General features: G+C 66.2%; 13 protein-coding genes and 1 pseudogene. 11 read left to right on the plus strand and 3 right to left on the minus strand.

Going from position 1 to position 12,455, the window contains the following annotated elements; all coding sequences use genetic code 11:
• From araD to ACED67_RS07460, 3 genes are all read left to right on the plus strand, one after another.
• Positions 1–1,743, plus strand: a complete 1,743-nt coding sequence (araD, locus tag ACED67_RS07450; RefSeq protein WP_395540942.1) for an L-arabinonate dehydratase — start codon at positions 1–3, stop codon at positions 1,741–1,743.
• Positions 1,743–2,675, plus strand: a complete 933-nt coding sequence (locus ACED67_RS07455) for a Gfo/Idh/MocA family protein (protein ID WP_395540943.1) — start codon at positions 1,743–1,745, stop codon at positions 2,673–2,675. The genes araD and ACED67_RS07455 overlap by 1 nt, the downstream gene beginning before the upstream one ends.
• A 74-nt stretch (positions 2,676–2,749) precedes the next feature.
• The gene (locus ACED67_RS07460) at positions 2,750–4,261 is read left to right on the plus strand and encodes an aldehyde dehydrogenase (NADP(+)) (RefSeq protein ID WP_395540944.1); all 1,512 of its coding nucleotides are present in this window, start codon (positions 2,750–2,752) and stop codon (positions 4,259–4,261) included.
• Positions 4,262–4,305: 44 nt separating this feature from the next.
• Here ACED67_RS07460 and ACED67_RS07465 read toward each other — a convergent pair whose 3' ends face one another.
• Genes ACED67_RS07465 through ACED67_RS07475 form a run of 3 tightly spaced genes read right to left on the minus strand, consistent with a single transcriptional unit; the run spans position 4,306 to position 6,017 of the window.
• Entirely contained in the window at positions 4,306–4,689 is a 384-nt protein-coding gene (locus ACED67_RS07465; protein ID WP_395540945.1) for a hypothetical protein, read from the minus strand.
• Positions 4,690–4,704: 15 nt separating this feature from the next.
• Positions 4,705–5,331, minus strand: a complete 627-nt coding sequence (locus tag ACED67_RS07470; RefSeq protein ID WP_395540946.1) for an ABC transporter substrate-binding protein — start codon at positions 5,329–5,331, stop codon at positions 4,705–4,707.
• A complete protein-coding gene (locus ACED67_RS07475; protein WP_395541150.1) occupies positions 5,301–6,017 on the minus strand; it encodes a sensor histidine kinase in 717 nt (238 codons plus the stop codon). Before ACED67_RS07475 ends, ACED67_RS07470 begins: the two co-directional genes overlap by 31 nt.
• Between ACED67_RS07475 and ACED67_RS07480 the strand changes: the two genes are divergently transcribed.
• The 8 genes and pseudogenes from ACED67_RS07480 to ACED67_RS07515 all read left to right on the plus strand — a co-directional run bounded on the left by ACED67_RS07480 (position 5,992) and on the right by ACED67_RS07515 (position 12,452).
• Positions 5,992–6,381 (plus strand): hypothetical protein, encoded by a 390-nt coding sequence (locus ACED67_RS07480; protein ID WP_395540947.1) that lies wholly within the window; start codon positions 5,992–5,994, stop codon positions 6,379–6,381. The two genes, ACED67_RS07475 and ACED67_RS07480, sit on opposite strands and share 26 nt — an antisense overlap.
• Positions 6,350–6,649 (plus strand): hypothetical protein, encoded by a 300-nt coding sequence (locus ACED67_RS07485; RefSeq protein ID WP_395540948.1) that lies wholly within the window; start codon positions 6,350–6,352, stop codon positions 6,647–6,649. The genes ACED67_RS07480 and ACED67_RS07485 overlap by 32 nt, the downstream gene beginning before the upstream one ends.
• Positions 6,646–7,089 (plus strand): tripartite tricarboxylate transporter TctB family protein, encoded by a 444-nt coding sequence (locus tag ACED67_RS07490; protein ID WP_395540949.1) that lies wholly within the window; start codon positions 6,646–6,648, stop codon positions 7,087–7,089. Before ACED67_RS07485 ends, ACED67_RS07490 begins: the two co-directional genes overlap by 4 nt.
• A 16-nt stretch (positions 7,090–7,105) precedes the next feature.
• Positions 7,106–8,631 (plus strand): annotated as a pseudogene (locus ACED67_RS07495) (tripartite tricarboxylate transporter permease).
• Positions 8,632–8,659: 28 nt separating this feature from the next.
• Complete coding sequence (locus ACED67_RS07500; protein ID WP_395540950.1) at positions 8,660–10,027, plus strand: acyclic terpene utilization AtuA family protein; 1,368 nt, start codon at positions 8,660–8,662, stop codon at positions 10,025–10,027.
• On the plus strand, positions 10,014–10,316 hold the full coding sequence (locus ACED67_RS07505; RefSeq protein WP_395540951.1) for a DUF4387 family protein: 303 nt from the start codon (positions 10,014–10,016) through the stop codon (positions 10,314–10,316). Before ACED67_RS07500 ends, ACED67_RS07505 begins: the two co-directional genes overlap by 14 nt.
• On the plus strand, positions 10,306–11,352 hold the full coding sequence (locus ACED67_RS07510) for an AbrB family transcriptional regulator (protein WP_395540952.1): 1,047 nt from the start codon (positions 10,306–10,308) through the stop codon (positions 11,350–11,352). Before ACED67_RS07505 ends, ACED67_RS07510 begins: the two co-directional genes overlap by 11 nt.
• Before the next feature lie 65 nt (positions 11,353–11,417).
• Positions 11,418–12,452, plus strand: coding sequence for an aldose epimerase family protein (locus tag ACED67_RS07515; RefSeq protein WP_395540953.1), 1,035 nt, complete (start codon positions 11,418–11,420; stop codon positions 12,450–12,452).
• The last annotated feature ends 3 nt before the right edge of the window (positions 12,453–12,455 follow it).

A 12,455-nucleotide genomic window follows, 5' to 3' on the forward strand; every position in this document is an offset into this window, starting at 1 on the left:
ATGACCTTCAAACCCGCCAAATGGCCCCGCAAACTGCGCTCGCAGGAATGGTTCGGCGGCACCGGCCGCGACCAGATCTATCATCGCGGCTGGATGAAGAACCAGGGTTTCCCGCATGACCTGTTCGATGGTCGCCCCGTGATCGGCATCCTGAACACCTGGTCGGAACTGACGCCCTGCAACGCGCATCTGAACGACCTTGCGCAGCGGGTGAAGCATGGCATCTACGAGGCGGGCGGCTTTCCGGTCGAAGTGCCGGTGTTTTCCACCTCAGAGTCGGCCTTCCGCCCGACTGCGATGATGTTCCGCAACCTGGCCGCCATGGCGGTGGAAGAACAGATGCGCGGCCAGCCGATGGATGGCTGCGTGCTGTTGGTCGGCTGCGACAAGACCACGCCGTCCTTGCTGATGGCGGCGGCCTCGACCGATCTGCCGTCGATCATCGTCACCGGCGGGCCGATGCTGAACGGCTATTTCCGCAATGAACGCGTGGGATCGGGCACGCATCTGTGGAAATTCTCGGAAGCGGTGAAGGCGGGCGAGATGACGGCGGCGGAATTCGCCGAGGCCGAAGCTTCGATGAGCCGTTCTCCGGGCTCGTGCAACACAATGGGCACGGCTTCGACCATGGCCAGCATGGCCGAGGCGCTGGGCATGGCCTTGTCGGGCAATGCGGCGATCCCGGCGGTGGACAGCCGCCGCCGCGTCATGGCGCAGCTGACCGGGCGGCGCATCGTGCAGATGGTGAAGGACGATCTGAAACCTTCCGACATCCTGACGAAGCAGGCCTTCGAGAATGCCATCCGCACCAATGCAGCCATTGGCGGCAGCACCAATGCCGTCATCCATCTTCTTGCGATCGCGGGCCGTGTCGGCGTGGACCTGACGCTGGACGACTGGGACCGCTGCGGCCGCAACGTGCCGACCATCGTGAACCTGATGCCCTCGGGCAAGTACCTGATGGAAGAATTCTTCTATGCGGGTGGCCTGCCGGTCGTCATCAAACGGCTGGGCGAGGCGGGCCTGCTGCACAAGGAGGCGCTGACGGTTTCGGGCCAGACCGCCTGGGAGCAGGTGAAGGATGTCACAAATCACAATGAAGACGTGATCCTGCCCGCCGAGAAGGCGCTGACCAGATCGGGCGGTGTGGTGGTCCTGAAGGGCAATCTCGCGCCGAAGGGCGCGGTGCTGAAGCCTTCGGCCGCCTCGCCGCATCTGCTGAGCCATCGCGGCCGCGCGGTCGTGTTCGAGGATATCGACGACTACAAGGCCAAGATCAACGACGAGGCGCTGGATATTGACGAGACCTGCGTGATGGTCCTCAAGAACTGCGGCCCCAAGGGTTACCCGGGCATGGCCGAGGTCGGCAATATGGGCCTGCCGCCCAAGGTGCTGCGCAAGGGCATCACCGACATGGTCCGCATCTCGGACGCGCGCATGTCGGGCACCGCCTATGGCACGGTCGTGCTGCATACCTCGCCCGAGGCGGCGGCGGGCGGTCCTCTGGCCGTGGTGCGCGACGGCGACATGATTGATCTTGATGTGCCAAACCGTCGCCTGCATCTGGATATCCCGGAAGCAGAACTGGAAGCGCGGCTTGCCGCCTGGACGCCGAGCCATACCCAGCCGGACAGCGGCTATGCCTTCCTGCATCAGGCGCATGTCCAGGGCGCCGATACCGGCGCCGACCTTGATTTCCTCAAGGGGTGCCGCGGCGCACCGGTGGGCAAGGATTCGCATTGATGCCGGCTCCGGTCGCCCCAATTCCGGTGGCGCTGGTCGGCATCGGCAAGATCGCTGTCGACCAGCATGTTCCGGCCATTGCCGCCAGCCCCGACTGGCATCTGGTCGCCACCGTCTCGCGCCATGGTACGGTGCCGGGCGTGGCCCCCCATACCGACATCGCGCAGATGCTGGACGCGCATCCCGAGGTGCAGGTCGTCTCGCTGTGCCTGCCGCCCGTGCCGCGCTTTGCCGCGGCCGAGGCGGCCTTGCGAGCCGGCCGCCATGTGATGCTGGAAAAGCCGCCCGGCGCCACGCTGGCCGAGGTGCACGCCCTGCAGGACATGGCCGCCGCCCGGGGCCTGACGCTCTACACCACCTGGCACAGCCGCATGGCCCATGCCGTCGCGCCCGCCCGCGCCTGGCTGGCCGACAAGACGGTCACCCGCGCCCATATCACCTGGCGCGAGGATGTGCGGAAATGGCACCCGGGCCAGGATTGGGTGTTCGAACCCGGCGGCATGGGCGTCTTCGATCCCGGCATCAACGCCCTGTCGATCCTGACCCATATCCTGCCGCGCCCCGTCCACCTGACCGCGGCGACCCTGACCTTCCCCGAAAACCGCCAGACGCCCATCGCGGCGCAGCTGACCTTCACGGGCGGCGTCAGCGCCGATTTCGACTGGCGCCAGGAAGGCCCGCAGACCTGGGATATCGAGATTGACACCGATGCGGGCCCGATGGCCCTGCGCCTGGGCGGCAACCTGCTGGAAATCGGCGGCCAGCCCTCGGGCGGGGAAAACTCGATCATGGGCGAATACCCGGCCCTTTACGCCCGCATGGCCGATCTGGTCCGCCAGGGGCAAAGCGAAGTCGACCTGGCGCCCATGGTCCATGTCTCCGACGCGCTGACACTGGGCCGGCGCCAGATCACCGATCCTTTCCACTTCTGAACCTTCCTCTCTGTTCAAATATCCCGGGGGTCCGGGGGCAGGGCCCCCGGTCTTCCAACGCAAAGGAGACCGACATGCTGACCGGCAAGCACCTGATCGCGGGCCAATGGGTTGAAGGCGAAAGCCGCTTCGCCTCGACCCCCGCCCATGGCCCCTCGCATGATTTCGCGGTCGGCACCCCCGCCCATGTCGCCCAGGCCTGCGCCGCTGCCGAAGCCGCGGCGCTGGATTTCGACGCCGCCGGCCCCGAGGCCCGCGCGCGGTTTCTGGAAACCATCGCCGCCGAGATCGACGCCCGCGGCGATGCGATCACCGAGATCGGCAGCCAGGAAACCGGCCTGCCCGAAGCGCGGCTGGTGGGCGAACGCGGCCGCACCACGGGGCAGCTGAAGCTGTTCGCCAGCCATATCCGCAAGGAGGGCTGGCTCGACCTGCGCCACGATCCGGCGCTGCCCGACCGCCAGCCGCTGCCGCGCCCCGACCTGCGGATGATGCAGCGCCCGATCGGCCCGGTCGCGGTCTTCGGCGCCTCGAACTTCCCGCTGGCCTTCTCGGTCGCGGGCGGCGACACGGCCTCGGCGCTGGCCGCCGGCTGCCCGGTGGTGGTCAAGGGCCATTCCGCCCATCCCGGCACCGGAGAGCTTGTGGCCCAGGCGGTGGATGCCGCGATCCGCGCCTGCGCCATGCCTGCGGGCACGTTCAGCCTGGTTCAAGGGGGCAATCGCGACGTGGGCGAGGCGCTGGTGCGCGATCCGCGCATCAAGGCGGTGGGTTTTACCGGCTCGCTCTTCGGCGGTCGCGCGCTGTTTGACCTTTGCGCGGCAAGGCCCGAGCCGATCCCGTTCTTTGGCGAGCTGGGCTCGGTCAACCCGATGTTTCTCTTGCCCGCAGCCGTGGCTGCGCGGGGCGAGGCGATTGCCAAGGGCTGGGCGGCCAGCCTGACCATGGGTGCGGGGCAGTTCTGCACGAATCCCGGGATCGCGGTGGTGATCGATGGGCCGGATGCCGATGCCTTTGTGGCTGCGGCCCGCACCGCACTGGCGACGGTCGGGCCGCAGACCATGCTGACCGATGGCATCGCTGCCGCCTATCGCAAGGGCCGCGACAGGATCGCTTCGGGACAGGGGGTGCGCGAGGTTCTGATCAGCACGCCGGAACATCGCCTGGCCACTCCGCTATTGTATGAGGTTTCGGGCAGCGACTGGCTGGCCGATCACGCGCTGGCGGAAGAGGTCTTCGGTCCGCTGGGCATCGTGGTCCGTGTCCGCCATGCCGCCGAGATGCTGGCCGTCGCGCAGGGCTTGCAGGGCCAGTTGACCTGCACTCTGCATCTGGACGAAGGCGACACGGATCTGGCGCAGACCCTTATGCCGGTGCTGGAGCGCAAGGCGGGTCGCATTCTTGCCAATGGTTTTCCGACCGGGGTCGAGGTGGCGGATGCCATGGTCCATGGCGGCCCCTATCCGGCCAGCACCAATTTCGGGGCGACCAGCGTGGGCACTTTGTCGATCCGGCGCTGGTTGCGCCCGGTCTGTTATCAGAACCTGCCCGAGGCGCTGTTGCCAGCCGCGTTGCGCGCGAGCTGACGGCGCGGCGCACCGCCAAACACGTGCCGAGCGGGCCTTGCCTTTCAGGGCTGGGTCATCGCCGCCTGCCATTCGCCCAGAAAGGCCGCGCGGCGCACCTTGTCGAGATTGGCAAGCAGCCCGGGGTCAAGCCGGATCGGCCGGGCCGAAGGCGGCAGGCTGGCCAGGGGCGCCGTCACCGAATACATGCCCGAGGCCTGAGCCATGCGGGTCTGGCCATCGACCGACAACAGGAAGGACAGCACCTTGGCCCCCAGATCGGGCCGCCGTGCCGTGGTCGGCACCAGCGCGGTGCGGATCAGAAGCAGGGTGAAATCCTCGGGTTCAAGCACCACAAGACCGCGATCGCGGTTGGCCTGGGCCAGCGCGTAGCTGGCGACCACATTATAGGCGATGTCGAGCCGCCCTTCGGCCAGATCGCGGATCATCTCGCCCGAACAGCACTAAAGCTTCGCGTCCAGTCGCCCCATAACTTCGGCCAGCCGCCAGAACGTGTTGCCCAAGCCGGCATCCTGGGTGGCGAAAAGATAGCCCGCGCCGGAAATCGCCGGGTCATGGGTGCCGATGCGCTGGCGGAAGCGTTCCGGGTTGTCGCGCAGCAGATCGATCAATTCGCGGCGCGTGCGGGGCGGCGCGCGTCCGGCGAAGGCGCGGGCCGAGACGACGATCACAACCGGTTCCAGCGCGAAACCATAGACCAGATCGCGCCAATGCGCCCAATGCGGCAGGGTTTCGGCGGTTTCAGGCATCTGCGGCAGGGCATAGCCGTCATTCGCAAGCTGGACCTGAAGGTCCATGGCGGAAGAGATGACCAGATCGAAGGCCGCGCCTTCCTCGACGATGGCCTCCTGTACCGACAGGGCCGAGGCCACCACATAGTCGACGGTCAGGTCCGGGTGTTCGACCAGGAATGCCTCAAGCAGCGGGCGCGCGGTCACGCTGTCGGTGGTGGACAGGATCGACACGGTCGCGACCGGCGCCGCACCGTCCATGCGCAGATGCTCTTCGATATCGAACCCCAGGGCGGGGCTGGCAAGGCTTACCGCAAGGGCAGCGAGAAAAGCGCGCATGTGCCGCCTCCGTCCCGGGGGGATAGGGTGAAACTGCCGCCCGAGGCCTCGGCCACCTCAAGCACGATGGTCAGGCCAAGGCCAGAGCCGACGATGTCGGAGACATTGCCACCCCGGCGGAACCGTTGCGACAGTTCCACAAGATCCGCCCCGCCAAGCCCGCGTCCCCGGTCGCAGACCTGCGTTTCGGCGCGCCCGTCGCGCAGGGCAAGGATGACTTCGACCTGCGCTTCGTCTGGCGAGTATTTGATCGCGTTGTCCAGGATGTTGCGCAGGGCCGCCTCGACCATCAGCCGGTCGCCCAGCACCGGTATCGCGGCTTCAGGCGCGGCGAAGGCCAGGGTGATCTCGCGCAGATCGGCGGTGGGACGAAAGGACTGCACCTGCGCGGCAAGGATTGCACCCAGGTCGAACTCGGCCCGGTCCAGGCGGTCGGTGCGGTACAGGACCAGCGCTTGTTCCAGAAGCTGCCCCGCTGAGCGCGAGCTTTCCTCGACCGAGCGGATCACGCTGAGCAACCGGGCGCGGGTGCCTTCTTCCTGGCTCTGGCGCAGGGCGATTTCTGCCTCGGTCCGCACGGTCGACAGCGGGGTACGGATGTGGTGGGCGGCTTCGGCGATGAAGGTCTCGGTGCGCGACAGCGCCCCGCGGAGCCGCAGGATGAAGCCGTTCAGCGCGCCGATCAGCGGCCCCCAGCTCGCGTGGGACCGACTGGTTCACCGCGCGCAGATCATGCGGGCCTCGACGAGACACCGCTTCGGTCACCCGGCCCACCGGGCCCAGGATCGCGCGGGCGGCCAGAAGCGAAAGAGGCACCGCAAGGATGAAAAAGCAGACGCCCAGAAGGGCGGCGCGCGCCCCGATGCTGTCTGCGATGTTTTTCTGCCCGAACCGGGTCTGGCCCAGAACCACAAGCGCGGTAACCGTCTTGCCGTCGATCAGCATCCGGCGCGTCACGGCGGCGAGCCGCAGGTCATAGTCACGATAGGGCGCGGTGTAGAATTGCGGCGCGCTGGCCGTGCTGTCGGCCGAGCCGGTGCCGGGCTTTGAGGAAATCCCGACCGCCAAGTCGCAGGGCTTCGACGTCGAAGTGGTGAACTGGCGCGGCCTCTATGTGCCCAAGGGCATCTCGGACGACCAGTTCAACGCCTGGGCCGAAAAGCTGCAAACCATCGCCGACAGCGCCGAATGGAAGCAGATCATGGCTGACAACGGTCTGGCGCCTTTCACCAAGGTCGGGACAGACTTCCAGGGCTGGATCGATCAGGTCGTTGCCGACACCAACCAGCTCTCCAAAGACATCGGGATCATCCAATGATGAAAAGCGACCGGATCTTTGGTCTGGTCGTGGTCCTGTCGGCGCTCGCGTATTTCGCGGGCGCCTGGCAGATCCAGGCCGGAATGATGATGGACCCGCTGGGTCAGCGCGCCTTCCCGATGCTGATCGCGGCGGATGGCCTGATCTGCGGTATCGGCATCCTGCTGCGCCCCGACGCCGAGCCGGAATGGCCGGGCGCGCGGGCCTGGTTCGCCATGGGCATCGCTCTGTTGGCGCTGGTGGCCTATGCCTATTCCATCGTGCCCCTGGGCTTCCTGATCCCGACGGCCATCGCCTCGGCGGCCATCGGCTATCTGATCGAACCCAAGGCCATGCAAAGCGTCATGATGGGCATCGGCCTGTCTGTGGTGCTCTATGTCATCTTCAAATATGGCCTGGGCCTGGGCTTGCAGCCCTTTCCCCGGGCGCTGATGGGCTGAGGGGGGCCGCATCGCTATGGATACCTTGGCCAACCTCTGGATGGGGTTCGGCGTCGCCGTGACGCCCTATACCCTGTTCCTTGCCATCTGCGGCTGTTTCCTGGGCACGATCATCGGCGCGCTGCCGGGCCTTGGCCCATCGAACGGCGTCGCCATCCTGATCCCGCTGGCCTTCGCGCTCAAGCTGGATGCGATCGAGGCGCTGGTTCTGCTGACCTGGGTCTATTACGGCTGCATGTATGGCGGGCGGATATCGTCGATCCTCTTGAACATTCCCGGCGACGAGCCCGCGATGATGACCACGCTGGACGGGTTCCCCATGGCCAAGCAGGGCCGGGCGGGGATGCGCTGGTGATCTCGGGTGTCGTCTCTTTCATGGGCTCTTTCCTGTCGACGGTCGGTTTGGTCGTCATGGCGCCGGCCCTGGCCTCGGTCGCCTATCGCTTTGGTCCGGCCGAATATTTCGCGCTCTACATGCTTGCCTGTGCAACGCTGGGCGGCCTGACCTCGAACAACCAGGCCAAATCCGCCTTTGCGGCCTGTCTTGGCCTTGAGCTGTCTATGGTGGGTCTGGACAATTCGACCAGCGCCACCCGCTTCACCGGCGGCACCCTGCATCTCTATGACGGGATCGACTTTCTGGTCGCCATCGTCGGCCTGTTCGCCATTTCGGAGATCTTCATCTTCATCGAAAGCCATGGACGCAGCTCGGCCCTGGGGATCAAGGTTGGAAAACTGTCGGTGCCATGGGGCGATCTGAAACGCACCTTCGGCGCGATGATGCGCGGCACGGGGCTTGGCTTCATCGCCGGTATCCTGCCGGGGGCGGGTGCTTCGCTGGGCTCGTTCATGGCCTATATGGCCGAGAAGAGCTTTTCGAACCGCAAGGGCACATTTGGCAAGGGCGACCCGCGCGGCGTGGCCGCACCGGAAGCCGGGAACAATGCCGCCGCGGGCGGCGCGATGATCCCGATGCTGACGCTGGGCGTGCCCGGTTCGGGCACCACGGCGGTTATGCTGGCGCTGCTACTGACGCTGAACATCACCCCCGGTCCGCGACTGTTCACCGACCAGCCGCAAGTGGTTTGGGGCCTGATCGCCAGCCTCTTCATCGCGAATGTCGTGCTTCTGATCTTGAACGTCCTGATGGAGCGGCTGTTCGTGAAGATCCTCTCGGTGCCGCCGTGGTTCCTGATGCCCATGGTCACCATGGTCAGTTTCGTTGGGATTTTCTCGCTTTCGGGCAGCTATTTCGATCTTCTGCTGATGATCATCTTCGGCGTGCTGGGCTATATCCTGCGCAAGCTGGATGTGCCGACGATGCCGGTGATACTGGGCATCCTTCTGGGCAACCAGATGGAAGACTGGCTGCGCCGAGGGCTGACCATCTCGGATGGCGACTGGATGTTCCTGTTCTCGTCGCCGATTGCGGTCGTGCTGTGGATCCTGGCGGTCGGCGGTTTCCTTGCCCCGCTGTTCCTGCGCAGGGTGTTGCAGCGGCCGCCGGTTCCTGAAACTGACCTGCCGATGGACAAGGACTGACCTCGCAAGGGGTGTGAAGGAGAAAAAGATGCCGACCCGCGTATTGGTGCCGTCAGGGGTTCTGTGCCTTGGCTTTGACCGCAAGGCCTTGGCCCGGGGCGTGGCGATGAAGCCTGACATCATCGCCATCGACGGCGGCTCTACCGACAGTGGGCCTTATTCTCTGGGCGCGGGGGAATCGAAATACTCCCGTGCCGCCACCAAGGCCGAATGGCGCGAATTGATGCTGGCCCGCGCGGAAGCCGGGGTTCCGCTAGTCATCGGCACCGCCGGCACCTGCGGGGCCGATGCCACCGTGGACTGGATGTTCCAGATCACGCTGGAACTGGCCGAAGAGCTGGGCCAGACGCTGAAGATCGCCCGGGTCTATTGCGGCCAACCGGCCGAGCGGGTGATCGCAGCGCTTGAGGCGGGGCGGGTCGCGCCGCTTTCCGCGGCCCCCGAGATTGACGCCGCGCTTCTCGCCTCGACCACGAATATCGTGGCTTTGGCCGGGGCCGAACAGGTTCAGGCCGCGCTGGCGACCGGGGCGGATGTGGTGATCTGCGGCCGCACCACCGACACGGCGATCATCGCGGCCTTGCCGCTGGCGCGTGGCGATCTGGCGGGCGGGGCCTGGCATGGCGCCAAGATCGCCGAATGCGGCGCCCTGTGCTCGACCCATCCGATGACGGGCACGATCCTTGTCGATTTCGACGAGACCGGCTTCACGGTCGAGCCGATGGCGCTGGAAGCCGCCTGCACGCCGCATTCGGTTTCGGCCCATATGCTTTACGAGAACTCCGATCCTTTCCAGCTTTATGAACCAGGCGGCCATCTGGACGTGCGCAGCGCGCGATACACCGCGCTGGACGACCGCCGCGTGCGGGTCGAGGGGTCGAAATGGGTGCCCGGGCCTTATACGGTCAAGCTGGAAGGCGCGCGGGCGGCGGGCTACCAGACGACCATCCTGGCCGTGCTGCGCGACCCACGCTATGTCGCCCATGCGCAAGACTGGGTCGACGGCCTGACCGCGCATTGCATCGAGGCGATCGCGGGCCGCACCGGCATGGGCCCCGAGGCCTATAGCCTGGAATTCCGCCTGATCGGCGTCAACTCCGCGCTGGGGGCCATGGAAAATCGCATGGGCCAGCCGGTCGAGGTGGGGGTTCTGGGCATCATCACCGCCCCGACGCAGGCCCAGGCGGCCGAGATCGGCAAGCTGATCAACCCCTTCGTGCTGCACCATCCGCTGACCCCGAGCGAGGAATTGCCGACCTTCGCCTTTCTCTATTCGCCGGCCACGACCAATCGCGGCGCGCTGTATGAATTCGTGCTGAACCATGTGATGCGGATCGACGATCCGATGGCGGCCTTCCGCCTTGAGGTGACGGAGGTGTCAAATGCGCGTCGCTGAGATTGCCAAGAAGGTTCGTTCGAAAAATGCCGGTCCCTTCTGGGTGACGGTCGATATCTTCTGCGGCTCTTCCGAGGCCTATGGGCGGCTGGTCAAGGGCCTGCCCAATGGCCTTTTGGCACGGGTCTATGGCCAGCCCGAGCAGCTTCTGAAGCGCTTCGACATTCCCGGTCTGAACGTGATCAAGGTCTCTTTCCCGCGCCCCGTCGTGCAAGGCAGCCGCGACGACCGCGACATGCATGGCGCGCAATGGGCGCATCTTCTGGCGGAGCTGGAGATTGACGTCTGAGAGCGTGAGGCTGTGGCGCCGCCGCGCGCTGACGCTGGTTTTCGCGGTCGCCGGGGCCGGGCTGTTCGTGACCCTCAAGCTGCCCTTGCCGCTGCTTCTGGGGCCGATGACTGCCTGTCTGATCGCCGCGCTTTGCGGGGCGCGCATGGCGGATATGGGGCCTTTCGGCACCTATTTGCGCACTTTCCTGGGTCTGGCCGTCGGCGCGTCGATCACCCCTGATCTGGTCCATCGCCTGCCAGCCATGGCCGGGTCTCTGGCTTTCGTGCCGCTGTTCATCACTGCGATTGCGTGTCTGGGCTATCCGCTGTTCCGCCGCGTCTTCGGCTTTGACCACCCGACCGCCTGGTATGCCGCAATGCCGGGCGGGTTGCAGGACATGCTGGTCTTCGGCCAGGAGGCGGGCGGCGATGTGCGGGCGCTGTCGCTGATCCATGCGACGCGCGTTCTGGCCATCGTGACCCTTGCACCGATCCTGATGCACTGGTTCTGGGAGGTAGATCTCACCCGCGCCCCGGGCCGCCCGGCAAGCGAGGTGGGCCTTGACCAAATCGCCATCCTGATGGTGGCCGGGCTTGTCGGCTGGAAACTGGCCGAGCGGCTGCGCCTGTTCGGGGCCTCGATCCTGGGACCGATGATTCTTGCGGCGATCTTGTCGCTGTCGGGGATCGTCACCGCCCGACCGCCGACCGAAATGATCTGGGCGGCGCAGCTTTTCATCGGCCTGTCCGTCGGTGTCAAATATTCCGGCATCACCGCGCGCGAGATTCGCATCGATGTGGGCGCAGGGCTTCTGTATGCGGTGCTTCTGGCGGTGCTCAGCCTGTGTTTCATCGAGTTCCTGACCCAGACCGGTCTGGCGCCGGGGCAAGAGGCCTTTCTGGCCTTCCTGCCGGGCGGACAGGCCGAGATGGTGGTGATCTCGATCATGGCGGGGGCGGATCTGGCCTTTGTGGTCAGCCATCACCTCTTGCGGCTGGTCCTTGTCATCACGCTTGCGCCGATCGTGGCGCGGGTCGTGATGCGGCGAGGCTAGGCTCTGGCGGGGCCGGGCGACGGGATGCTATGCCTTGGCGCAGAAGTGAGCCGAGGGGGCGCGACATGACCAAGGTGATCGGCAAGATCGATGGCCAGGACGTCACGGCGATCACCCTGACCGGGCAGACCGGTGTCACCGCCAAGGTGTTGACCTGGGGCGCGCGGCTGGCTGAGCTGTGGGTGCCGGATCGCGACGGGGTTTATGCCGATATCGTGCTGGGTCATGACAGTGCCGCCGACTGGCAGGCGACACCCGCCTATTTCGGCGCGACCTGCGGGCGTTTTGCCAACCGCATCGCCGGAGGCCGTTTCCTGCTGGACGGGCAGGCGGTGCAGCTTGACTGCAACGAGGGCGCCAATCACCTGCATGGCGGCCGTGCCGGCTTTGACCGCAAGCATTGGAGCATCGTCGCGCAGGGCGCCGATCATGTCACACTGGCCGCAAGCTCGCCTGCGGGCGAGATGGGCTATCCCGGCAGCTTGCGGATGACCTGCCGTTACCGGCTGGACAACAAGGACCGGCTCTGGATCGAGATGGAAGCCCGGACCGATGCGCCCACCCTCGTGAACCTGGTCAACCACGCCTATTTCAACATGGCAGGGCAGGGGTCCGGCCAAGTGATGGGCCAGGAGCTGCGGCTTTGGGCCGATGCAGTGACGCCGGTCGGGCCGGGGCGCATCCCCAGTGGCAAGGTCGCGCCGGTCGCAGGCTCAGCCTTCGATTTCCTGGCCCTTCGCGCCATCGGAGCGGCTTTGCCCGACGAGACGGGCTTTGACCACAATTTCTGCCTTTCCGCCCCCAGCGAACCCGCGGCGGGCGAGGCGCTTCGCCCCTGCGCGTTGGCGGTGGACCCGGAGTCCGGGCGGCGGATGAAGCTCTGGACCAATATGCCCGGCATCCAGTTCTATACGGCGGGCCATCTGGCCGACGGCCTGCCGGGCAAGGATGGCGCGATCTATGGTCCCTTCGCGGGTTTTGCGCTGGAAACCCAGCGCTGGCCCGACGCGCCGAATCACCCGGGCTTCCCCTCGGCCCGGCTCGACCCCGGCGAGACCTATCGCCACGTGATGCTGTTCTCCTTCGCGCCCGAGAGCTGAGCG

Origin of the sequence: Neotabrizicola paludis, from assembly GCF_044142105.1 — a bacterium.
In the GTDB taxonomy this organism is placed as follows: Bacteria; Pseudomonadota; Alphaproteobacteria; order Rhodobacterales; family Rhodobacteraceae; genus Pseudogemmobacter.